Origin of the sequence: Streptomyces sp. P9-A2, from assembly GCF_036634175.1 — a bacterium.
Taxonomy (GTDB): domain Bacteria; phylum Actinomycetota; class Actinomycetes; order Streptomycetales; family Streptomycetaceae; genus Streptomyces; species Streptomyces pratens.
Genome location: NZ_JAZIFX010000001.1, coordinates 4,420,323 through 4,442,563, shown reverse-complemented (window position 1 = coordinate 4,442,563; position 22,241 = coordinate 4,420,323). Strand labels below are relative to the sequence as shown.

Below are 22,241 nucleotides of genomic sequence, written 5' to 3'. Positions count from 1 at the left end.
CACCGGATCACCGGATCACCGGATCACCGGCCGCCCGCGGCCGTCAGTCCGTCTCGGTCAGTTCCACCAGGATCTCGACCTCCACCGGAGCGTCCAGCGGCAGTACCGCGACGCCCACCGCGCTGCGGGCGTGGACGCCCTTCTCGCCGAGGACGTCGACCAGCAGCTCGCTCGCGCCGTTGAGGACACCCGGCTGACCCGTGAAGTCCGCGGCCGAGGCCACGAACCCGGTGACCTTGACCACGCGCGCGACGCGGTCCAGGTCACCGGCGACGGACTTCACGGCGGCGAGGGCGTTCAGCGCGCAGGTGCGCGCCAGTTCCTTGGCCTCCTCCGCCGTGACCTCGGCGCCGACCTTGCCGGTCAGCGCGAGCGCGCCGTCCACCATGGGAAGCTGGCCGGCGGTGTACACGTACCGCCCGGAGAGCACGGCCGGACGGTACGCGGCCAGCGGCGGAACGACCTCGGGCAGCCTCAGGCCGAGCTCGGCCAGCTTGGCCTCGACCTCGCTCACGCCTGCTTCTCCCGCTTCAGGTAGGCCACCAGCTGCTCGGGGTTGTTCGGACCGGGAACGACCTGCACGAGTTCCCAGCCGTCCTCGCCCCAGGTGTCCAGAATCTGCTTCGTGGCGTGGACCAGCAGCGGAACCGTGGAGTACTCCCATTTCGTCATGCGGCGACTCTAGCCGCTGGATTCCGGGGAACTCTCCCCCGGAGCCGCCGGGGCGCGCGGGGAGCAATTAGGCTCAAAGGCGTGAGCAGGCTTCAGGTCGTCAGTGGCAAGGGCGGAACCGGCAAGACCACGGTGGCCGCGGCCCTCGCGCTGGCTCTGGCCACGGAGGGGAAGCGGACGCTTCTCGTCGAGGTCGAGGGCCGCCAGGGCATCGCACAGGTCTTCGAGACGGAGGCGTTGCCGTACGAGGAACGGAAGATCGCCGTGGCTCCCGGGGGCGGGGAGGTGCACGCCCTCGCCATCGACGCCGAGCGGGCCCTTCTGGACTATCTCCAGATGTTCTACAAGCTGGGCAGCGCCGGGCGGGCCCTGAAGAAGCTCGGCGCGATCGACTTCGCGACCACCATCGCGCCCGGTGTACGGGACGTCCTGCTGACCGGCAAGGCGTGCGAGGCGGTGCGGCGCAAGGACAGGAGCGGGCGGTTCGTCTACGACTACGTCGTGATGGACGCCCCTCCGACCGGGCGCATCACCCGTTTCCTCAACGTCAACGACGAGGTCGCCGGACTCGCCAAGATCGGCCCGATACACAATCAGGCGCAGGCCGTGATGCGGGTGCTGAAATCGCCGGAGACGGCGGTGCACCTGGTCACGCTGCTGGAGGAGATGCCGGTCCAGGAGACCGTGGACGGCATCGCCGAGCTGCGGGCGGCCCGGCTGCCGGTGGGGCGGATCATCGTGAACATGGTGCGCCCGGAGTTGCTGGACGCGGCCGATCTGGAACTCGTGGGGACGGTCACGCGTTCTTCTGTCGCGCGGTCGTTGTCCTCCGCCGGTCTCGGCGGCGCGCGGCGCGGAGGGCACGCCGAGCGGCTGGTGGGCCCGCTGCTCGCGCAGGCGGAGGAGTACGCCGAGCGGTACGCGCTGGAGGCCGAGCAGCGTGCCGCGCTGGCCGGGGTGGATCTGCCCCGGCACGAGCTGCCGCTGCTCTCGGAGGGCATGGACCTGGCGGGCCTGTACACGCTGGCCAAGGAACTCCGCGCCCAGGGTGTGTCATGACCGGCAGGACTCCTCCCGCCGGCGCCGCGCCGACCACGGACGTACTCGATCCGCGCGTCGTCGCGCACGTACCCGACCCGGGCATCGTCGCGGCCGTACCCAGCCCGGGTGTACCCAGCCCGGGCGCCGTCGCGGCCGTACGCGTCGCACCGGCCGTCGCGCCGCCCCTCGTCACGAGTCGGATGCCGAACCGGGAAACGCGTCGAGAACCGGGCCTGAAGCACCGGAAGCCGAAGCAGGACCCGAGTCAGGAAACGAGCCAGGAACCGAGTCAGGAACCGAGTCGGAAGTATCGGAAGCAGGGAATGTCATGAGCCGTCGTCCGGAACCGGCGCACGCACACGACCCGGCCAACTCGGGCAGCTCAACCCACTCGGGCGGCTCGGCCCGCCACCGACTCTCCCCCGTCCCCACGCTCGACGTGGATCCGCTGATCGAGGACCGCGGCACCCGGATCGTGGTGTGCTGCGGGTCGGGCGGGGTCGGCAAGACGACCACCGCCGCGGCTCTGGGCCTGCGCGCGGCCGAACGGGGGCGCAAGGTGGTCGTTCTGACCATCGATCCGGCCCGCAGACTCGCCCAGTCCATGGGCATCGACTCTCTCGACAACATCCCCCGCCGGGTGAAGGGCATAGACGACTCCGCGGGCGGCGAACTGCACGCGATGATGCTCGACATGAAGCGCACCTTCGACGAGATCGTCGAGGCGCACGCGGACCCCGAGCGGGCCTCCGCGATTCTGGGCAACCCCTTCTACCAGTCGCTCTCGGCGGGCTTCGCGGGCACGCAGGAGTACATGGCGATGGAGAAGCTGGGGCAGCTGAGGGCCCGTGACGAGTGGGACCTCATCGTCGTCGACACCCCGCCGTCCCGGTCCGCGCTGGACTTCCTGGACGCGCCGAAGCGGCTCGGCTCCTTCCTCGACGGCAGGCTCATCCGCCTCCTGCTGACCCCGGCGAAGGTCGGCGGCCGGGCGGGGATGAAATTCCTGAACGTCGGGATGTCCATGATGACCGGCGTTCTGGGCAAGGTGCTCGGGGGTCAACTGCTGAGCGACATGCAGACGTTCGTGGCGGCGATGGACTCCATGTTCGGCGGGTTCCGTACGCGCGCGGACGCCACCTTCAAGCTGCTCCAGGCGCCCGGGACCGCGTTCCTGGTGGTCGCGGCCCCGGAGCGGGACGCGCTGCGCGAGGCCGCGTACTTCGTGGAACGGCTGGCCGCCGAGGACATGCCGTTGGCCGGCCTGGTCCTCAACCGGGTCCACGGCAGCGGCGCCGACCGGCTGTCGGCCGAGCGGGCCCTCACCGCCGCGGAAAATCTTGAGGACTCCCGCATTGTGGATCAGGAGGACGGGAAAGCTGGACTTCGTAACTCCCCTGACACACAAGAAAGTTCGGACGGCCCCGCTGCGGCGGCTCCCACTCCGGAAGCACCCGAGCCATCCAAGACACCCGGAACTCCCGAGACACCCGGAACTCCAGAAACCGCCCCTCCCGAGGCACCGGCACAGGACGACGTCCCCGACACAGGCTCCCCCGCCACCGTGGACGACACCGGCGCCGCCAGGGCGGGCGAGACGGATGAGGCGGACGAGGAGCGGTCCGTCGACCGGTTCACCGCGGGTCTGTTGAAACTGCACGCCGAGCGGATGCGGTTGCTCTCACGCGAGCAGCGCACGCGTGACCGCTTCACCGCGCTCCACCCCGAGGTGGCGGTGACGGAAGTGGCCGCACTGCCCGGCGACGTGCACGACCTCACGGGACTGCGGGACATCGGCGACCGGCTCGCGACCAACCGGCCGGAGCTGCCCGAGGCGAGCGTCTGACCTACCGTCCGGCCCGCCGTCCGACCCGCATCGGCACGCCCTGACGGCGGCACCATGCCTGTCGCCTTCGAAGGCCCACTCGCCTTCGGAGGCCCAATCGGCTGCGAGGGCCCACTCGGCCGCAGGGGCCGGTAAGGCCCGCCCGGGGTCCCGCTCACGCGGAGTGGAGCAGAGGCCACGGAAGCCGCAGAGGCCAAGGCCCCCCGAGGGCCCTCAGCCCACCGCCGCGAAGCTCGCGTACACCTCGTCCTCGTCGAGGGGCATGACACCTGTCCCCCGCTCGTACTCCGTGCGCGCGGTCTCCAGCAGCCGGCGCCAGGACGTCACCGTGGGACGTCGGCGCAGCAGCGCGCGGCGCTCACGTTCCGTCATGCCTCCCCATACGCCGAACTCGACGCGGTTGTCGAGCGCGTCGGCCAGGCACTCCGTGCGTACCGGACAACCGGTGCACACCGCCTTGGCCCTGTTCTGCGCTGCTCCTTGAACGAACAGTTCATCCGGATCAGTAGTGCGGCAGGCAGCCTGCGCACTCCAGTCGGTAACCCAGCCCATACCGGCGCCGTCCTCTCCCGAATCGAGGCTCCCCCACGGCGACAGCGGCATATTCACCGCCGCCAGTTGAGGACGTTACGGAAGGTGGGCAGAGCGCAACACCCCCAGCGGGCCCAATCTTGAATGGCCCGAACGGACTATGGGTAAGCGGCAGATCACCCGGGGGAGTGAGCCGGCGACATGCGCGACAATATCGACGTTTCGGGGCGTTTCGCTTGCGCCACAACGGACATCATGTGACACGGAAGGTGGATCCGGACACATATCCCACACGCCCCGACAAAAAAGTCGGAGAGATCCGGAACGATTCGAGGTCGCCCGACGTATTGATACGTGACCTCACTGCTGTGACAGTTGTGGGCAGCTTAGGCCAAGGCCTGTACGCGTGTCCGGCGAATGAGAACGTAGGCTGCCCCCATGCCAAAGAAGCGCTCGGGTGGTGGTCTGTCGGCAACGCAGCAGGCCGCCAAGTTCCTCGGTGTCAGTGTCCTGTCGGGGGCCGTGCTGGCCGGTATCGCGCTGCCCGCCGTGGGAGCGCTGGGCCTCGCCGCCAAGGGGTCGGTGGAGAGCTTCGACGAACTCCCCCTCAGCCTCAAGACTCCCCCGCTGAGTCAGCGCACCACCATCCTCGACGCGGGGGGCGGCAAGATCGCCACCGTCTACTCGCGCGACCGCACGGTGGTCGACCTCAAGGACATCGCTCCGCACCTCCAGAAGGCGATCGTCGCGATCGAGGACTCGCGCTTCTACGAGCACGGCGCGGTGGACCTGAAGGGCGTACTGCGCGCGATGAACCGCAACGCGCAGAGCGGCGGCGTCTCCGAGGGAGCGTCCACCCTGACGCAGCAGTACGTGAAGAACGTCTTCGTGGAGGAGGCCGGCGACGATCCGACGAAGGTCGCGCAGGCCACCCAGCAGACGATCGGCCGCAAGATCCGCGAGCTGAAGTTCGCGATCCAGGTCGAGGAGGAGCTGGGCAAGAAGAAGATCCTCGAGAACTACCTGAACATCACGTACTTCGGCCAGCAGGCCTACGGTGTGGAGGCCGCCGCCCAGCGCTACTTCTCCAAGCCCGCCAAGGACCTGAACCTCCAGGAGTCCGCGCTCATCGCCGGCCTCGTCCAGTCGCCCAGCCGGTACGACCCGGTCAACGACGAGACGGAGGCCATCAAGCGGCGCAATATCGTCCTGGCGCGGATGGCCCAGGTCGGCGACATCTCCCAGGAGGAGGCCGTCGAGGCGTCGAAGACACCGCTCGGGCTGAAGGTCAGCAAGCCGAAGAACGGCTGCATCACGGCGGTCGACGGCGCGGGCTTCTTCTGCGACTACGTGCGTCAGGTGTTCCTGACCGACCCGGCCTTCGGCAAGACCCCGGAGGCGCGGGCCAAGGTCTGGAACCACGGCGGCCTGACGATCCGTACGACGCTCGACTCGCAGGCGCAGAAGTCCCTGCAGGAGTCGGTCAAGAACCACGTCAACAAGAGCGACGAGGTGGCCACCGCCGCCAGCGTCATCCAGCCCGGCACCGGCAAGATCCTCGCCATGGGCCAGTCGCGTCCGTACGGCTTCGGCAAGAACGAGACGCAGATCAACCTCTCCGTGGACCAGGGCATGGGCGGCGGCGCCGGCTATCAGCCCGGTTCGACGTTCAAGCCGATCGTGGCCGCGGCCGCCCTCGAGGGCGGGATGCCGGCGACGAAGACGTACGCCTCGCCGTACCAGATGGACTACCCGGCCCCGGTCCAGGCCTGCGAGGGCAAGATCTGGAACGAGCCGGGCGTCCCGGTCGAGAACGAGAACGAGACCGAGGTCGGCCCGTACGACATGAAGGAAGCGACCGCGAAGTCGGTCAACACCTACTACATCGAGATGATCAGCGAGATCGGCATCTGCCCGGTGACGGAGCTGTCGAAGAAGATGGGCATCGGGCGGGCCGACGGCAACAAGATGGAGCAGGCGCCGTCGATCGCCCTCGGCACCCAGGAGGCGTCCCCGCTGACCATGGCGAACGGCTACGCCACGTTCGCCTCGCGCGGCATGTACTGCACGCCGGTCGCCATCGAGTCCATCAGCCGGCGCGTCGGTGAGAAGTCGAAGTCGCTGCCGGTCCCGAAGTCGACGTGCTCGCGCGCGATGTCGGAGAAGACCGCCGACACCATCAACACGCTCCTGCGGGGTGTGGTCGAGGACGGTACGGGCACGGAGGCCGGGCTCGGCAGCCGCCCGAGTGCGGGCAAGACCGGTACGACGGACTTCCGTTACGCCGCCTGGTTCGTGGGCTACACGCCGAACCTGGCCGGTGCGGTGTGGGTCGGCGACCCCGAGCACAAGCGGCAGATGGTCGACATCTCGATCGGCGGGACCTGGCACTCGAAGGTGTTCGGTGGTCAGGTGCCCGGCCCGATCTGGCGCGACATGATGAGCGGCGCGCTGAACGGCAAGGAGGCCCCCGAGTTCAGCCTCGTCAACATCCCGGACCGCAAGAAGCCCGACGAGGACAAGGGCCGGGGCCGGGGCCGCGGGAACGACGGCGACCGTGACGACAACCGTGACGACGGCCGCAACGACGACGCCGGCGGGTTCATCGGCGGTCTGGTCGGCGGCGGAAACGGCGGAAACGGCGGAACCGGCACCGACGGCGGCACCGGTACCAACGGCGGGGCCGAACCCGACCCGACCATCTCCATCCCGGAGGGCTTCTTCCAAGGCCCGGGCAACGGACCGGGCGGACGGCGCTGACAGCACACCGGCGGCATAGCACACCGGCGGCATAGCGCACAGATGGCACAGCGCACCGGCGGCATCGCGAAGGGCCCCTCTTTCCCGCACCGGGAGGGAGGGGCCCTTCGCCGTCGGCCGGTCCGGCCGGACCGGCCGCTCACCGCGGTCGGCTCAGCCGGCGAGGAGCTTCTTCACCGCGGCGGCCACCCGGCCGCCCTCGGCCTGCCCGGCCACCTTCGGGTTGACGATCTTCATGACCGCCCCCATGGCCCGCGGGCCCTCCACGCCGGCCGCCTTCGTCTCCTCGACGGCCTGAGCGACGATCGCGTTCAGCTCGTCGTCGGACATCTGCTGGGGCAGGTACCGCGCGAGCAGCTCACCCTCCGCCTTCTCCCGCTCGGCCTGCTCGGGACGCCCGCCCTGCGCGAAGGCGTCCGCCGCCTCACGGCGCTTCTTCGCCTCACGGGTGATCACCTTGAGGACCTCGTCGTCGGAGAGCTCACGCTTCTCCGTCCCCGCGACCTCCTCCTTGGTGATCGCGGTGAGCGTCAGCCGGAGCGTGGAGGAGCTGAGCTCGTCGCGCGCCCTGATGGCAACGTTGAGGTCGTCGTGCAGCTTCGACTTGAGCGTGGTCATGCCCCGATTGTCGCAGCAAGGGGAGGAGGGACGCCCGCGTATTTCCTCCCCGCCCCAGGACTCCCCCAAGACCCGGCGTCCCCGAGCGTGTTGGGGCGGACGGGTACCGGCTCCGACCGGCCGCCGGAAAGGTACCGCGGCCGTTCCCTCCCCCCGGATCTGACACGATGGGCGCATGCGCGCGCGATACGGAATCCCCCTGGGAATCACGGCGGCCGGAGCCGCCGGACTGGTGTACGCGGCGGGCTTCGAGGCCCGCTCCTTCCGGCTGCGACGGGTGACGATCCCCGTCCTGCCCTCCGGAATGCGCCCCCTGCGCGTCCTGCAGGTCTCCGACATCCACCTGGTGAGCGGCCAGCGCAAGAAGCAGCGCTGGCTGCGCTCGCTGGCCGGTCTGCGCCCGGACTTCGTGATCAACACGGGCGACAACCTGTCCGACCCGGAGAGCGTCCCGGAGGTGTTGGACACACTGGGCCCCCTGATGGAGTTCCCGGGCGCCTACGTCTTCGGCTCCAACGACTACTACGGCCCCATGCTGCGCAACCCGGCCCGCTACCTGATCGAGAAGGTCCAGGGCCGGCACGGCCTGAACGGCAACGACCCCGTCGCCAACGTGATCCACAACCCGTGGGAGGACCTGCGGGACGGCTTCGACGGCGCGGGCTGGCGGAACCTGACGAACACCAGGGACACCCTGAAGATCGAGGGCGTCACGATCGAGCTGACCGGCCTGGACGACCCGCACATCAAAAGGGACCGCTACGCGGAGGTGGCGGGCGGCCCGTCGGGCACGGCGGACTTCTCGATGGGCGTCGTCCACGCCCCCTACCTGCGCGTCCTGGACTCCTTCACGGCCGACGGCTACCCCCTGATCCTGGCCGGCCACACCCACGGCGGCCAGCTCTGCATCCCCTTCTACGGCGCGCTGGTCACCAACTGCGACCTGGACACCGACCGTGTGAAGGGCCTGTCCACGCACACGTCCGAGGGCCGCACGTCCTACCTCCACGTCTCCGCGGGCTGTGGCACCAACCGCTACACCCCCGTCCGCTTCGCCTGCCCGCCGGAGGCGACGCTGATGACGCTGGTGGGCCGGGAGTAGCAGACCCGAGGGGCCGGACCGGGCTGGAGGAGCCGAGCGGGGGGCCGGAGGGCCAGACGGGGGCGACGCGACCGGCTCAACCCCCATGCCACCCGTCCGGCTCACCCGTATCGCCCCGACCAGGTGGTTCACCCACTCTGGGGTCCATGACCGCCCCGATACCCAGGGACATCCCTGACCTCCCCGTCATCCCGGGGAGACGGACGAACCTCATGCCCTCGTCGGCCCCCGCGGGGGCCGTGGCGCCACCGGTACGCCGCCCCCTGACAGCGGCGTACCGCCTGCTCCTGGCGCTGGCCGCGCTCGCGGCGGTGACCGTCGAGATCCTGCTCGGCGGCCCGGCACGCGTCCTGAGCCACTTCACGATCCAGAGCACGCTCCTGCTGACCGCGGTCATGCTCGCCTCGGCCCACCGTGCCTGGACGGCCCGCCGCCCCCTCCCGGGCGCCCTGACCGGAGCGACGCTGCTGTACGTGGTCGCGGCGGCCCTGCTCCACCACGTCCTCCTGGCGGGCGCGACACCGGCGTACACGATGGCGGGGACGGCGGAGCCTGCGGACCTGACCGGCCCGGCCGGCACGCTGGCCGCACTCGCGCCCCCCACCCTGCACACGATGCTCCCGATCGCGGCGGTACTGGACTGGCTGCTCCTCTCCCCGCCGGCCCGCATGCGCCTCACCCACGCCGCCGCATGGCTCCTGTACCCGACGGCCCACCTGGTCTTCGTCCTGGCCCTCGGCGGTCTCCTCACCGTCGGCCCGGCCCGCTTCCTCTACCCCTTCCAGGACACCGACCGACACGGCCACCAGTACGTTCTGGGCGTCTCCCTCCTCCTGCTTCTCGCCCTGTACTGCCTGGCCCTCGCCCTCATCGCCCTGGACCGCACCCGCCCGGCCCCCCTGCGCCTGGGCGCCAAAACCGGATTTCGTCTCCAGCCACCGGTGGGCTAAAGTAAACGACGTCGCCGCGAGAGCAGCGACAATCGGGGTGTGGCGCAGCTTGGTAGCGCGCTTCGTTCGGGACGAAGAGGTCGTGGGTTCAAATCCCGCCACCCCGACACAGGTCAGAGGCCCATTCACGTGATCGTGAATGGGCCTCTGAGCGTTTGTACAGCAGCGGAGTACAGCAACCTCTATGGCTCTTGCCGGCCGTCCCCGTCCGGCCGCTCTTCCCGCTTGCGCTTGCCCTTCTTCTTGCCGCCCTTCTGCTTGCTGCCGCCCAGAGCCTTCCCGAGCTTCCGGAGCGCCCGCCGAGTCTCCGACGAGGGCACGTGGGTGTACACCTCCATCGTCACGGCGATCTCGGAGTGACGAAGGATCTGCATGGCGATCCGGGGATGCACGTCGAGGGCGGCCAGGAGCGAGGCGCAGGTGTGCCGGGTGTCGTGCACGCGGATCTGTCGGACCCCGGCACGGTCGCACCGCCGGTTGAATTCACGGGTGAAGTTCCGCGGCTCGACCGGGGTGCCGTAGCGAGTGGTGAAGACGAGATCCGATTCCGTCCAGAGATCGCGCGCCGCCACCTTCGCCGCCTCCTGTTCCTTCCGCCGGAGCCGGAGGGCGGTCAGGCAGATGTCCGGCAGCGGAAGCACCGCCTCGGAGGCCTCGGTCTTGGCCGTGTCGGTGTGGAGCAGGCGCCGGCGGACCCGCTGAAGCTGGTGCCGGATGTGCAGCTCCCCCGTGTCCAGGTCCACGTCCGACCAGGTGAGTCCCAGGACCTCCCCCTTTCGGAGACCGAGGACGAGGATCAGGACGTACGCCGCGTACAGGTAGTCCCGCCGCTTCTGCGCGTTCTCCAGGAAGGTGCACGCCTCCTCGACCGACCACGGGTCCGGACGCCTGCGCCGAGCCCGCTGGATCTTGACCAGCTGGGCGACGTTCTTCGAGATGCGCTCTTCCACCATGGCGTTGGTCAACGCACTGCGGATGATCGTCCGCGCATCGTTGACCGAGCGCTTCGAGAGTGTCTGTCGGCAGCACTTCGCCTTGGCGCAGCAGCGCTGCTTCTCCTCGGGTCGCTTCGTGTCCTTGCCCTGCGCACAGCACTGGCAGGTCTCGGCGAGCTTGTTCAGCCAGCCCCGCATGTCCTGGACGGTCAGCCGGTCGAGCCGCTTGGAGCCGAGGAAGGGAACGACGTAGAGACGTACGGTCGTCTCGTACGTGGCTGCGGTGAGAGGCCGGAGATTGGGTTCCACGACCTCCTTGAGCCAGTAGGCGAGGTACTGCGCGAGAGTCGGCGTGGTGGTCGCCACCGGCCCTTTTCCGGCCTCGTTGTGGAGCTTCAGCCACTTCTCGTGGACGTCCTTGCGGGTGGGCCCGTAGACGTATTTCCGCTTGCGGTTCCCCTCTGGTGTGGTGACCCAGACGTACGCGGCGAAGCCGTTCCGGTACGGATAGATGGATCCTTCACCGTTGCCCCGCTTCCCGCTCATGCGGACCACCTCTCAGCTTCGGCGGCGCAACGACTCACGTACTCGTCCACCCAGGCCGGGAGGATGCGGCGGTTGCGCCCGACCTTGACGGAACGGATCTCGCCCGTGAGCACGAGCAACTTGGTCTTGGAGAGGCTGAAGCCGAGCATCTCGGCGACTTCGGCGGTCGTGTGCCACTTCCGGCTGACCGTGGCCGGGGTCATCGGGTGGGTTCTCCTTCTGTTCCGGGGGCGGGTTCAAGCGATGCGGCAAGCCAGGCTTCGGCGCGGGACAGGCCGGTACCGGCGAAAACCCAGTGAGCGAGGACGAGCGTGGTCTCGCCTTCCTGAGGCGTGGCCGGAGCGGCTTGGGCCCGGCGCCAGTCGGCGCGCGCATCACGGAGGGCGCCGAGGGTGGTGGAGTAGCGGCGGGACTTGGTGGAGAAGTGGCCGCGGAAGCCGAGCATGTGGGCCCAGGCCCGCAGGCGGAGGTCTGCCAGCTCGGGGCGTGCGCCCAGGGTCCAGGCGGTACGGATCATGCGTCGGGCGTGTTCGGTGATCCGGGCCTGGGCCAGCTCGGCGAGGAAGCGGATCGGCCGGTCGAGGGTGCCGGTCGCCGTCTCGGCGCCCTTGGTGGCGTACTTGGCGACGTACGCCGCTACGGCCCGCTCGGTCAGGTCCTGGCCGCCCGTGAAGTCGGCGGAGCGGATCGGGCGGACGTCGAGCTGTCGGCCGAAGACGAAGGTGTGCGGCCGGCCGTCGACCTCCGGGCCGTCGACGCGGACGGCAGCGGCGGCGGCCCGGATGGCGTCGGTCAGCAGCTCGGCCGTCGCCCAGGCCGGGGGCGCGGTCTCGCCGCCTTCCGGGCCGTCGAGGCGGATGACCGCGTGGAAGTGGACGGCGCCCCGCTTCTGGTACTCGGCCACCTTGGCGAAGGAGACCCGGGCATGGTCGCGGAAGGCCCGCTGGGTGAGGCCGGCTCGCTTGGCGACCTCCCGGCGGAGGTAGATCGAGAAGCGTTGCCAGAGGGCCCCGGCGTGCGCGTTCCACAGCACGGCCGCTTCGTAGTCGTACGTGCCCGGGTCGAAGGGCGTGCCCAGGGCCGGGTCCTGGTCGTCGTGGCGGAGGCCGCAGCGGCAGGGACGTCCGCCACTGGGGCGGTTGTGGACCGGGCCGAAGCCGGGGGCGGTGAAGGTGGCGAAGACGCGCGGGTGGGTGGCGACCCGTTCGGGGGTGCCCTTGCCGCCGCGGAGGCCTGCGGTGATCAGGTGGTAGGTGTCGCGGCGGTAGGTCTCGGCGCAGGCCGCGCACCGGGTGGCGCGGCGGTTGTTGCAGCGGACGAAGAGCTGACCGGCGGGCAGGGCCGAGGAGTCCAGGTGATGCAGGACGCGGCCGATCTCGCCGGTCGTCCGGTCCACCGCGTATGCGGTGCGGTGGCCGTCGAGGCGTACGGGGCGGGTGCAGCCGCCCAGGCCGGACAGTTGGCGGGCCAGCTCGGGCAGGGTGCTGAGGGAGGCCAGCACGGAGAGTTCCGCCAACGGGGGCGGAGTCTGCCGGGTGATGATGGGAGTTCCTTTCGGCTGTCGTGACGGTTCGGAAGGGACGGCCCCGGGGCGGCGGGATGCTTGGCGGCTTGTTGCCGCCCCGGCGGCCGGTCAGCGCTGGTGCGCGCTGCTGACGAGGGAGCGCAGCACTACGGCGGCGATGGCCACGGACACGGCCGAGACGGCGAGGGCCGCCAGGAGCGCGGTGAGCACGATCCCGACGACGACCACGGCGGCGACCGCCCCGGCACCGATGCCCACGTACGGGGCGACCGGGCGACCGGGCGAGGGAACCGGGGCCTGCATCTGCTGAGGCGTGACGGGTGGCGTCGGCAGGCTCGGGACGTCGGGCAGCTTGGGACGGAACACGGCGGATCTCCTTGTCACTCGTGGGTGCCGTTGACGACGTCGACCCCGGAGCGGGTGCCGGCCTCGATGGCGGGGGCGAGGAAGGTGTGCGAGAGCCAGAAGCCGAAGAGCGCGATCACGACGGCGACCCAGAGCCGGACGCCGAGGAACTTGATCGCGGCCCAGGCGATGACGCCCAGGACGAAGACGAGCGGCAGCGAGACGGTCACGGGAGCTCCCCTTCAGCGGACGGCGCAGCGGTGGGTACGGGCGGCCAGCTCGGCGGCGGCGCGGCTGTCGTAGTCCGTGGCGAAGCCGCAGCGCGGAGCCGTGCAGGCGGCGGTGTGCTTCTCGCGGCCGCGGCCGTCGTAGTAGGTGGCGACCTGCACGGGGCCGATGCGGACGACGCGGCGGAAGCGGCGGTTGGCGGTCATCAGGGGGTCTCCTTCGGGTCTTCGCCGGTGAAGTCGGTGACGTGCTCGGCCAGCCAACGCAAGATCTCGTCGCCCTCGTACGCGTCGGCGGCGAGGATCACGGGCTCGGCGATGAGCACGGCTTCGGTGAGGCGGTTCTGTCGAGTCAGCTCGGCGGCGCGCTTCAGCGCGCGGAGCGTGGACGGTCGCACGGGGGAAAGTCCTCCGGGTCAGGTGAGGTGGGTGGAGAGGGCTTCGGCCAGCGACAGCGGGATGCCGAGCCGGGCGCGAAGGGTCGAGGTGTCGATGGGCGTTCCGGTCCGGGCGCGGTGTTCGTCGGCGACCTTGCGCGCGAGCGTGACGAGCGCCGGCGGGACCGGAGGCGTGGAAGGCAGAGCAGGTTCCGGCTCCGCAGCGGGCAACTCGGGAGCAGGGGAGGGGGCTTCGGGAGCCATGGGCCCCAGGGCCGACTCGTGCTTCCCCGTCGGGGGATCCGCGGGTGCTCCGTGGGCGAGCAGCGTTCCGCCCAGGAAGGCGACCGCGGGCCATCCGGCGACGAGGATGCGCAGCCAGTCCGGTACGTCGTCGAGGTCGAGGAGTCCGGCGGTGGCGACGTTGGCGCCGAGTGAGGCGGTGAGGGCGACGAGGAACCAGCACCACCCGGCCGTTTTCGCCCCGCCGGAGCGGAGCCGCCGCCAGGCCGCGACCAGCAGCAGGTCGACGGAGACCGGGTAGGCCCAGGCCTTCCATCCGTGCTGTCCGGCAGCCGAGGCCAGGTCATGCAGGTGGGCGAAGGACAGCGCGGCGGCGATCAGTGCTTGGACGAGTACGGCGTCGATGCGGACGGGCAGGGCACGCACGGCGCGGCTCCTTCCGGTTCCAGGCATGGAGGGGGTAGGGACGTGGCACGGGACGGCCGTGCCGGCCGTGGGCGGGGTGTGCTTACTCGGTGGCTGGGCGGGTCGTGGCCACGGGCCCGGACGCCTCCACCGGCGTCGGCGGGGCGTACGGCCGGAAGGGGTGGAGCGCCGGTACGTCGGGGGTGAGGTTCGCCGTCGCGCGGCAGGTGGCCGCGGCGTCGGCGAGGGAGAGGCGGGGGGTGCGGATGCGGGACCAGCCGCCGGAGGTGTCGCCGACGACGGCCAGGCCGGGCAGCTCGGGGGCGATGGCGCAGGCCGCGAGGACGGCCTCGGGGGCGATGTCGCCGAGCGCCATCTTGGCCGAGGCTTCGTCGTTCACACGGTGGCAGACGCGGCCGGTGAGCTGGGCGCGGAGCATGGTCGCGCCCTTGCCCAGTTCGGCGCCGAAGCGCTGTCCGCAGACTTCGAGGTAGATGCCGGCGGCCCGGCCGAGTTGGGCGAGTCGGATGAGCTGGGTGACCATCTCGTCCCGCCGTTCCTCCTCCTTCCGCGTGGCGACGAGGAAGAGTTCGGCCACCTCGTCGATGAACAGCACGATCGGGGCCGGGCGTTCGTCCTCCGGCAGTCCCCAGACGTCCGAGGTGATCAGCTCTTCCGGGGTGCCGGGCGCGATGCCCTGCCGGGCCTTGATCAGGTCGTATCGGTCCTCCATTTCCTTCACGAGCGCGGGAAGCAGCTCGGCCGCCTGGTCCGGGTCGGTCGCCAGGGCGGAGAGCCGGGGCGCGAAGGGCGCCAGTTCGACCCCGCGCTTGCAGTCGATGCCGACCAGGGCCACCGGCTGAGCAGCGAGCCCGGTCAGCAGGTTCCGCAGGTACATGGACTTGCCCGAGAGCGTGGCGCCGAGCACCAGCTCATGCGGCACGGCCCGGTAGTCCCGCACGAACGCGGTCGCGTCTTCCCGTAACGCCACCGGGATCCGAAGCGGGCCGTCGTCCAGTCGGCGGGGCATCCGCACCTTCCGCAGCACGTCGAAGCCGACGAGCCGCAGTTCGACGACGCCCGGCTTGACGTCCCGCACGTGGACGGCGTGGACACCCCAGGCGTGCCGGAGACGTTCGGCGGAGGCCGCCACGTCCGCCGGCTCCTGCCCCGGAGCCAGCCGCAGCCGCATGCGCAGGCCCGTCGTAGTGGGACGGATGGCACCCCGACGAGGAGGCACCGGCCGGACTTCACGGCGGGTGGTCGCCCGGACGGCCAGCACCCGCCACCGGGACGGCTCGACGGTCAGGCCGCAGGCGTCCATGGTCGAGGAGTACGAGGCCAGCAGCCGGACCATCGAGAGCGGCAACCCGACCGTGGACCAGTACGCCGCCGGGTGTGCGTGCCGGGCGTAGGCAGCGCCGCCTATCGCAGCGAGCGAACCGCCCAGCTCGGCCCAGGTCACCAGGTCCGTCACGGCGGTCAGCCCGCCTGAGCGATCGGGAAGGCGCCCGGAGCGACGGCGGTCGCCCGGTAGGCGATGCCGTGCCGCTCCTTGCCGTTGAAGACGCTCTGCCACGGCCGTGCCACCAGACCCGGCAGCGAGACCGGAGCACCGACCGTCAGGCCCTCGGTCACTCCGCTCTCCGGGACGGTGACCTGGATCAGCGACGACTCGCCCTCGTCGATGTAGACGACGCCGACGGTCATCAGCACCTCACCGGTCACCGCGTCCTTGGCGATCTCACCGGTCTGCCGGTCGCGCACCTTCGGCGCCGGAGCTTCGGTGAGCAGGATCGTGGCGGTCGAGGCGTCAACGCGGATCACACGCACAGGGATTGCTCCTTCTGAGAGTCGATCAACCTGCCAACCTGACAGGTTGACTTAGCAAGTTTGAAGCTAGAGATGACAGGTTGACTTGTCAAGTTGATATCGCGGGAGTTTTACCCCGGGTGAGGTCAGTTCAGACGGTAGGTGTCTTCGAGTTCCTGCCGGTCGGCAGGCAGGAGCACGTCAGCGACCTGCAAGGCTCGGCCGGAGGCGTCACACGCGACGACCAGGACGCTCAGCACGGGGACGCCGTCCGGCAGATCCAGCAGCTCGGCTTCACGGGCTTCGGGCAGTCGAGCGGAGACCCGCTCGGTCACGTGGTCGAAGCGGACCTTCTTCCGCACTTCGAGGTGTTCACGAGAGCTACCGCTCAAGAGCTCACCGGACCCCAGCTCAGTGCCTTCCACCAGGCCGGCGGGGAAGTACGACGAGACCAGCTCGACAGCTTCGCCGTCCTCTTCGGCCAGGAAACGGCGCATGAGGACTTCGGCCCTCTTCGGCAGACCGAGCGCCGAGGCGACCCGAGCCGGAACAAGCACATGACCAACTTCGATCAGACGGCCCGCACTCTGCGACTCGTCGCGTTCCAGCGCCTCATGCCCCCGCCGGTCCTTCTGCTCGACGACTTCCGGCCGACCTCGGACGATCGTGCCGTACCCCTGCCGGGACTCGAGCCAGCCGTCCCGCTTCAGCAGCTCCAGCGCCCGGACGACGGTCGGGCGGGACATCCCGAAGGCCTGCACCAACTGGTTCTCGCTCGGTACGCGGGTGCCGGGCGCGTACGTGCCGTCCTCGATGCGCCGCTGAAGCGTCTGCGCGAGGCGCACGTACTTCGGTGGCTCCACTTCATACGCCATGAACGCCGCCCGTCGGGATTGGCCAAGTCAACTGGTCAACCAGACTAACGACAGATTCAAGGTCGCAGTAGCAGGGGGAAGCTATCCCATCACGCCGGCCAGGCATCGGCGACCACGAAGGAGACAACCGTTCCGCCGAAGCAGCTGGGACCGGAGTGCCAGGAGTCGGCGATGGAGTCGACCAGGAGCAGTCCCCGCCCGTGGGCGTCGTTCGCTTCCGGGTGCCGCAGCCGTACGTTCGCCGGGAAGCCCGGGTTGTGTACGTCGACGCGGAGCGAGGTTTCCTCGCGGTACCACTCGACCCGCACCACCCACGAGTCGTCCGACCTCCCGTAGCGGATGGCGTTGGTCACCAGCTCCGAGATCATCAGCGTGCAGTCGTCGACCGAGCAGGCCGGGTTGTAGGGAGCGATGAACTTCCGGAACCAGCGCCGGGCGCGGGGGACGGACTCGGGCTCCGGATGCAAGGTCATCGCTCCGAGCCGCGGTGAGTCCTCACAGGGGTGGCGGTCGATCGTGTAGGCCATGCGTGCTCACTCCTTGCCGCTGCCGTCGCAGTCGAGACAGCGCCGCTTCGACGTGGCACGGCTGCGGTCGTTGGCCGTGGAGAGCGCCAGCGCCGTTCGGGAGCCGACGCGCTTCCAACCGCGCCCCCGACACCCCCGGCAAGCTAACCGCGCATCCTGCTCCGGCCGCCGACTCGTCACGTCGTGCCCCCTTCTCCTCCAAGTGGCCTTAGCCACTTTGTGGATAGTGGCATTAGCCACTTCGAGAGTGCAAGCGGTTCGCCGGAACTGGCGAGTCGTCGTCAGGTGAGCGGGTAGCCCTGTTCGAACGCCCAGCGGTGCGGCGGGTAGGTGGCTTCGGCGAACTCCAGAGGGCGGTCCTGGAGGTCGAAGACGACGTGATGGACGATGAGGACCGCGGATCCCGACTCCAACCGCAGGTCGGCCGCCTCCTCGTCCGTGGCGGCCCGAGCACACATACGGTCTTCGGCATAACTGCCTTGACGCCCAGTCATCCGCTCGACGTACATGAGCGTGCCTTCCTGGATTCGCTCGGGGTCCGTGAGCTTGGGCGCGCGCTGGCCGACGTCCGGAGCGAACCACGAGGTGGACAGGTTGATCGGGCCGTCCTGGTTGTTGGTCACGCGCCGGCGGTGCACGGCTCGGCGGTCCTTCACCAGACCCAGGGCCTCGGCGACGTGGTCCGGAGCTTCCAGCCACCCGGCCGAATTGATCACCGCGTACTCCCCGGGCGTGTAGATCTTCCCGGTCTGCCGGGCACGCCCATACAACTCCCGTGCACGCCGGTTCACTTCGAGGCTTCGCACGTACGTCCCCGAGCCCTGGCGCTTCTCGACCAGGCCCTGATGGCTCAGCGCCTCCAGCGACCGCGCGGCCGTGGGCCGGGACACCTTCCAGTCCGCGGCGAGCTGCCGTTCCGAGGGAACCTCGTCCCCCGGCCGCAGGTCACCCCGAAGAATCTGGTCACGGATGTAGTGGGCGATCTGGAGATACTTCGGCTGAGCCTCTTCGATCTGCGGCATCTCCCCTCCTTCCCTTGTCCAAGTGGCTATGGCCTTTGGCCACTATAGGGTGAGTGGCCAACCCTCGAACCCGTACTCTGAAGGCATGACGCGGTTGATCGTCGCAGCAGGAGGAGGGGGCGACGCAGTCGCCGCCGCCATGCTTCACGCCGCCCTCTACGGCGACGAGGACCAGGCGGTGATCCTCACGTACGCGTGGGACCGCCTCCTGATTGACCCGCTTCCGGGACCGCGAGGCGCCGACAGCTTCACGGGGCTCGAACCCGTCACCCGGTCCGTCTGGTCGGTGCCGGCCGAGGCCGAGCCGATCGCCCCGGCGGGCTCCACCCTCCCCCGCCTCGCGGCAGAACTCCCGCACACCCTGGCCCTGTTCGACCCGCACCACGGCGCCGAGGGCATCACCCGCCAACTCGAAGAGCTGGTGTCCCATCTGGAACCGACATCGATCGATCTGCTCGACGTCGGCGGCGACATCCTCGCCCAGGGCGACGAACCCACCCTCAAGAGCCCACTCGCCGACGCCCTCACCCTCGCCGCCTGCTGCCAGGTCAATGCCCCGATCCGGCTCCTGGTCGCAGGCCCCGGGCTGGACGGCGAGATCTCCCCCGAGGATCTGCGCCCTCTGTTCGGCACTCCCGTCCACACCTTCACGGCCGAGGACGTGGAGACGATCGGCAGCATCCTGGAATGGCACCCCTCAGAGGCCACCGCCATGCTCGCCGCAACAGCCCGAGGAGCCCGCGGCATCTGCGAGGTACGCGACGCCGGCCTTCCCGTGCTCCTCACCGACGAAGGCCCCACGGTCCACGAAGTCGGCCTGGACGACGCGGTCAGCCGCAACAGCCTGGCCCGCGCCGTCATGACGACCGCCACCCTGGACCAGGCCGAGGCATGCAGCCGCGAGATCTGCGGCTTCTCGGAAATCGACTACGAACGCAACAAGGCAGCATGGCTCACTGAACGGCCACCGACGAAGCTGGACCGCGACGACGTGCTGTCTCGGCTCGACCAGTTCCAGAGTGAGGCCCGAACCCGCGGAGTCACCCACACGACGTTCCGCCACCTCACCGAGGCCTTGAACCTCAGCGGCTCCCAGCGCGGCGAGCTACGCCAGCTCCTCATCCACAGCAGACCGGACCAGTACGACGCCCCGCTGTGGAACATCGGAGCATGAGCGCGTTCGCAAGCGACCCAGGCCTGGACGACATCCGGGACGCAGCCGGCCACGACACAGAAGTCGACGTAGCCGTACACCTGCACGATGGCACCGTCAGGCTCTCGCTCCTCTGGACACAAGAAATCCTGCTGAACGCCGACGACGCCGACCAGATGGCCCAGGCACTCCAACGCGCCGCAGGACAAGCATGCAGGATCACCGCAGCCAAGCGGTCAGACGGGCCAACCGAAGCCTGAATCCCACTGAGTTACAACCTTCTTCACGGGTTCAAGGCGGCTCGCTCCGCTCCCCGCGTGCGGCCCGACCCCCGGCCGGGCCTGCGCTCCTGTCTCCGCCCCGCTCCAGCCCGGCCGGCGACCGTGCCGCGCGCACAGTGTGCAGCTGCCTGATGAGGAAGGTGAACTCGACTCGGCCGATGACTCTGTCTGCACAGAAAGGGCCGGACAGAAAATCTGCCCGACCCCTTCGAGGCCATTCAGCTTATTCGGCACCGCCATATACAGAAGCCCACACCCCGGGATTCCCCGGGAGTATCGCTCTGCAAGTATCAGGCCTTACCCTTACACACGGCTGTTGAACCCCCTGGCGTTCCGATGCTCACCCAAACCGTACGCCCTTCAGGGATATCGAAATCCATATCGACTGATTCCCCGGACCCGAGGGCTCGGTCCCAGATCCTCTCGATCTTTGAGCCGTCTGCCGTCGCCCATTCAACACTGACTGTTGTCGAGGCCCCCGCCCAGTTGCGAGCGGACAATGTCTCACCCTTGCCCTTGAAGGACGCTCGGGCAGCCTTGGTGGAATCGCTTGTCCTCCAAAGAGAGGCAACCATATCGTTGGAGCCGGGGTCATTGTCAGCAGCCCACTTATCGCAACTGGTTGACCAAGCCGCCGCCTGGGCGGTTCCCGGAACAGCGAGAACGAGTGTTGCGGCTGCGGCCATCAGCACGACGGCCCCCGTGAAGCTGGTCTTCTTGGTGATGCGCATACTTCTGTTCTCCAGGTCCTCAAGCAAGCAAAATCGGACAACAGGGAATCTCTTCATCTTCGAATGCGCTAAATTCCCCCTACACCGTGAAGGCACCTAACCCTCAAGGCGATACAACTGTCCCACGATCCACTTTGACCTACAATCACAAACACACTTTTTTGAGGGTTACTTGAGCATCGCAGTCGTCCTGACAGGCACGGCAGCGCCCCGGCCAACAGGCCTGGTCGATGCCTAGTACTCCAGCAGGACTTTGCTGTCTGACCTGCGGGTTTCGCTGGGCGGCTGGAGTGTAGCGGGACTTCGATCGTGCGGGGGCGGTCTCACGGAGACCGCCCCTCGATCGTGCGACAACGCCGCAGGTAGTGACAGCGGCGGGCGACTGCTTGGCGTCGGCGGCGCCAGTTCGACCAGCTCAGCGCGTGGTGTAGTCCTCGGTGTCCGCTCAGGTGCGGGGGCCGGGCACGACAAGCTGCCATGAGTCGCCGAACCTCCGCCACTGTGAGCTCGATGGCCCCGGCTGTCCCACCTGTTCCGCCCCTTTTTCCCACGGCTGGCGTGCCGTGGCGGCCAGGAAGGCGTGCGCGAGCATGGCCAGAGTGATGTGCCGATACCAGCCCACGTAACGGCGGACTTCGTACTGGTCCAGGCCGCATTCGTTCTTCGCGGCCTGGAAGCATTCCTCGATCGCCCAACGTGTGCCGGCGACCCGCACCAGCTCCTGGACGGTGACCTGAAGGGGTGTGTAGGCGAGATAGTAGGCGATCTCGTCGGGCTTGCTGATGCTGCGCCGGGCCAGTGCCCACCGCATCCGGTGAGGGACCTCGCCCTGATAGTCGAACTCGGCGACGGCCGGCAGCCGCACCGCTGCCCAGTGGTAGACGCGGGGCCCCTTCGCGCCGTCGCCGCAGGAGATCTTCTCCCACGCTTCGTCCGGGGCCTGCGCGAACAGAACCTCGATGCGCGAACAGCCCACGCTGAACTGGGACTTGGGGACGGCCAGCACGTAACCGACACCCGACTGTTCCAGCAGCCGGCGGAATCGGTTGTCCTGACCGTAGGCGGAATCCGCGGTGACCCAGGCAATGGGCAGCGGCGAGGCGACGGCCCGCAACACCATGTGCCGGGCCAGTTCACCCTTGGTGGCGAACTCCCTCTCGTCGGGGACCCTTGCGGCGCGGCAGCGTTCCCGGTCCTCGGTCCAGGACTTCGGGAGGTAGAGCTCGCGGTCGACCAGGGCCCGGCCGCGGGCGGAGGCGTAGGCGGCGAAGACGCCGATCTGGCAGTTCTCGGTCCGGCCGGCGGTTCCGGAGTACTGGCGCTGGACCCCGGCTGAGGTGGTGCCCTTCTTGATGAACCCGGTGTCGTCGATGATCAGGACGCCGTCGGCCTCGCCGAGCTTGTCGGCGACGTATTTCTGCAGGTCGTCGCGGATGTCATCGGGCTCCCACTTCGATCCGGCGAGGAGGTGCTGCAGGCCGTCGGGCGTGGGGTGGCCGGCCTGTTCGGCCAGCTGCCAGCTGTTCTTGCGGGCCACCGGGGCGAGCAGCCCGCGTACGTAGTCACGCATGCGGCGGCGGAGCTCGACTCTGCCGAAGCGGTGCCCGATGGTCAGGAAGAGATCGTCCAGTTCGAGGTCCCACTGCGCGGCGGCATACTCGGTGATCACCTTCGGAGGCTGCCCCGCCGCTGTCACTACCTGCGGCGTTGTCGCACG

General features: G+C 69.3%; 26 protein-coding genes and 1 tRNA gene. 8 read left to right on the top strand and 19 right to left on the bottom strand.

What is annotated here, in order from left to right:
* Positions 1–43: 43 nt before the first annotated feature.
* The gene (locus tag V4Y04_RS20255; protein ID WP_332429601.1) at positions 44–514 is read right to left on the bottom strand and encodes a RidA family protein; all 471 of its coding nucleotides are present in this window, start codon (positions 512–514) and stop codon (positions 44–46) included.
* The gene (locus V4Y04_RS20250; protein WP_019355547.1) at positions 511–672 is read right to left on the bottom strand and encodes a DUF4177 domain-containing protein; all 162 of its coding nucleotides are present in this window, start codon (positions 670–672) and stop codon (positions 511–513) included. The genes V4Y04_RS20255 and V4Y04_RS20250 overlap by 4 nt, the downstream gene beginning before the upstream one ends.
* Positions 673–753: 81 nt before the next feature.
* Between V4Y04_RS20250 and V4Y04_RS20245 the strand changes: the two genes are divergently transcribed.
* Entirely contained in the window at positions 754–1,731 is a 978-nt protein-coding gene (locus V4Y04_RS20245) for an ArsA family ATPase (RefSeq protein ID WP_332429600.1), read from the top strand.
* A gap of 310 nt (positions 1,732–2,041) precedes the next feature.
* On the top strand, positions 2,042–3,559 hold the full coding sequence (locus V4Y04_RS20240; protein ID WP_332429599.1) for an ArsA family ATPase: 1,518 nt from the start codon (positions 2,042–2,044) through the stop codon (positions 3,557–3,559).
* 213 nt (positions 3,560–3,772) lie between these two features.
* Here V4Y04_RS20240 and V4Y04_RS20235 read toward each other — a convergent pair whose 3' ends face one another.
* Positions 3,773–4,111, bottom strand: coding sequence for a WhiB family transcriptional regulator (locus tag V4Y04_RS20235; protein WP_332429598.1), 339 nt, complete (start codon positions 4,109–4,111; stop codon positions 3,773–3,775).
* 417 nt (positions 4,112–4,528) lie between these two features.
* On the opposite strand from V4Y04_RS20235, the gene V4Y04_RS20230 reads away from it, so the two are divergent.
* Positions 4,529–6,850, top strand: coding sequence for a transglycosylase domain-containing protein (locus V4Y04_RS20230; RefSeq protein WP_332429597.1), 2,322 nt, complete (start codon positions 4,529–4,531; stop codon positions 6,848–6,850).
* 153 nt (positions 6,851–7,003) lie between these two features.
* Here V4Y04_RS20230 and V4Y04_RS20225 read toward each other — a convergent pair whose 3' ends face one another.
* Positions 7,004–7,468: a GatB/YqeY domain-containing protein gene (locus tag V4Y04_RS20225; protein WP_332429596.1), complete on the bottom strand. Its 465-nt coding sequence runs from the start codon at positions 7,466–7,468 to the stop codon at positions 7,004–7,006.
* A 175-nt stretch (positions 7,469–7,643) separates the two neighbouring features.
* Here V4Y04_RS20225 and V4Y04_RS20220 point away from each other — a divergent pair, with 175 nt between their 5' ends.
* The 3 genes from V4Y04_RS20220 to V4Y04_RS20210 all read left to right on the top strand — a co-directional run bounded on the left by V4Y04_RS20220 (position 7,644) and on the right by V4Y04_RS20210 (position 9,627).
* Positions 7,644–8,570, top strand: a complete 927-nt coding sequence (locus V4Y04_RS20220) for a metallophosphoesterase (protein WP_332429595.1) — start codon at positions 7,644–7,646, stop codon at positions 8,568–8,570.
* Between the two features lie 146 nt (positions 8,571–8,716).
* Positions 8,717–9,520: a Pr6Pr family membrane protein gene (locus V4Y04_RS20215; protein WP_332429594.1), complete on the top strand. Its 804-nt coding sequence runs from the start codon at positions 8,717–8,719 to the stop codon at positions 9,518–9,520.
* Between the two features lie 33 nt (positions 9,521–9,553).
* Positions 9,554–9,627, top strand: a tRNA-Pro gene (locus V4Y04_RS20210).
* A gap of 75 nt (positions 9,628–9,702) precedes the next feature.
* Here the strand turns inward: V4Y04_RS20210 and V4Y04_RS20205 are convergent.
* From V4Y04_RS20205 to V4Y04_RS20145, 13 genes are all read right to left on the bottom strand, one after another.
* On the bottom strand, positions 9,703–11,001 hold the full coding sequence (locus V4Y04_RS20205; protein WP_443080051.1) for a site-specific integrase: 1,299 nt from the start codon (positions 10,999–11,001) through the stop codon (positions 9,703–9,705).
* A complete protein-coding gene (locus V4Y04_RS20200; RefSeq protein ID WP_332429592.1) occupies positions 10,998–11,204 on the bottom strand; it encodes a helix-turn-helix domain-containing protein in 207 nt (68 codons plus the stop codon). The genes V4Y04_RS20205 and V4Y04_RS20200 overlap by 4 nt, the downstream gene beginning before the upstream one ends.
* The gene (locus V4Y04_RS20195) at positions 11,201–12,502 is read right to left on the bottom strand and encodes a replication initiator (RefSeq protein WP_332432929.1); all 1,302 of its coding nucleotides are present in this window, start codon (positions 12,500–12,502) and stop codon (positions 11,201–11,203) included. The genes V4Y04_RS20200 and V4Y04_RS20195 overlap by 4 nt, the downstream gene beginning before the upstream one ends.
* A 132-nt stretch (positions 12,503–12,634) precedes the next feature.
* Positions 12,635–12,892 carry a SpdD protein gene (locus V4Y04_RS20190; RefSeq protein WP_332429591.1) on the bottom strand — a complete coding sequence of 86 codons (258 nt, stop codon included), beginning with the start codon at positions 12,890–12,892 and terminating at the stop codon, positions 12,635–12,637.
* Positions 12,893–12,906: 14 nt separating this feature from the next.
* Entirely contained in the window at positions 12,907–13,101 is a 195-nt protein-coding gene (locus tag V4Y04_RS20185; RefSeq protein WP_332429590.1) for a hypothetical protein, read from the bottom strand.
* Positions 13,102–13,113: 12 nt separating this feature from the next.
* Positions 13,114–13,305 (bottom strand): mobile element transfer protein, encoded by a 192-nt coding sequence (locus V4Y04_RS20180; protein WP_086680185.1) that lies wholly within the window; start codon positions 13,303–13,305, stop codon positions 13,114–13,116.
* Positions 13,305–13,496 (bottom strand): hypothetical protein, encoded by a 192-nt coding sequence (locus V4Y04_RS20175; protein WP_332429589.1) that lies wholly within the window; start codon positions 13,494–13,496, stop codon positions 13,305–13,307. Before V4Y04_RS20175 ends, V4Y04_RS20180 begins: the two co-directional genes overlap by 1 nt.
* A gap of 18 nt (positions 13,497–13,514) precedes the next feature.
* Positions 13,515–14,144 (bottom strand): DUF2637 domain-containing protein, encoded by a 630-nt coding sequence (locus V4Y04_RS20170; protein ID WP_332429588.1) that lies wholly within the window; start codon positions 14,142–14,144, stop codon positions 13,515–13,517.
* A gap of 82 nt (positions 14,145–14,226) precedes the next feature.
* The gene (locus tag V4Y04_RS20165) at positions 14,227–15,600 is read right to left on the bottom strand and encodes an FtsK/SpoIIIE domain-containing protein (protein ID WP_332429587.1); all 1,374 of its coding nucleotides are present in this window, start codon (positions 15,598–15,600) and stop codon (positions 14,227–14,229) included.
* 5 nt (positions 15,601–15,605) lie between these two features.
* Entirely contained in the window at positions 15,606–15,956 is a 351-nt protein-coding gene (locus V4Y04_RS20160; RefSeq protein ID WP_332429586.1) for an SCO3933 family regulatory protein, read from the bottom strand.
* A gap of 125 nt (positions 15,957–16,081) precedes the next feature.
* Positions 16,082–16,810 (bottom strand): GntR family transcriptional regulator, encoded by a 729-nt coding sequence (locus tag V4Y04_RS20155; protein WP_332429585.1) that lies wholly within the window; start codon positions 16,808–16,810, stop codon positions 16,082–16,084.
* 89 nt (positions 16,811–16,899) lie between these two features.
* Positions 16,900–17,337, bottom strand: coding sequence for an ATP-binding protein (locus V4Y04_RS20150; protein ID WP_332429584.1), 438 nt, complete (start codon positions 17,335–17,337; stop codon positions 16,900–16,902).
* 281 nt (positions 17,338–17,618) lie between these two features.
* Entirely contained in the window at positions 17,619–18,359 is a 741-nt protein-coding gene (locus V4Y04_RS20145; RefSeq protein ID WP_332429583.1) for a GntR family transcriptional regulator, read from the bottom strand.
* An 85-nt stretch (positions 18,360–18,444) separates the two neighbouring features.
* Here V4Y04_RS20145 and V4Y04_RS20140 point away from each other — a divergent pair, with 85 nt between their 5' ends.
* Both V4Y04_RS20140 and V4Y04_RS20135 read left to right on the top strand, forming a co-directional pair.
* The gene (locus tag V4Y04_RS20140; protein ID WP_332429582.1) at positions 18,445–19,533 is read left to right on the top strand and encodes a DUF1152 domain-containing protein; all 1,089 of its coding nucleotides are present in this window, start codon (positions 18,445–18,447) and stop codon (positions 19,531–19,533) included.
* Complete coding sequence (locus tag V4Y04_RS20135) at positions 19,530–19,772, top strand: hypothetical protein (RefSeq protein ID WP_332429581.1); 243 nt, start codon at positions 19,530–19,532, stop codon at positions 19,770–19,772. The genes V4Y04_RS20140 and V4Y04_RS20135 overlap by 4 nt, the downstream gene beginning before the upstream one ends.
* 311 nt (positions 19,773–20,083) lie before the next feature.
* On the opposite strand, the gene V4Y04_RS20130 is transcribed toward V4Y04_RS20135, so the two are convergent.
* Complete coding sequence (locus V4Y04_RS20130; RefSeq protein WP_332429580.1) at positions 20,084–20,524, bottom strand: hypothetical protein; 441 nt, start codon at positions 20,522–20,524, stop codon at positions 20,084–20,086.
* A 445-nt stretch (positions 20,525–20,969) separates the two neighbouring features.
* On the bottom strand, positions 20,970–22,193 hold the full coding sequence (locus V4Y04_RS20125) for an IS701 family transposase (protein ID WP_443080050.1): 1,224 nt from the start codon (positions 22,191–22,193) through the stop codon (positions 20,970–20,972).
* Positions 22,194–22,241: the final 48 nt, after the last annotated feature.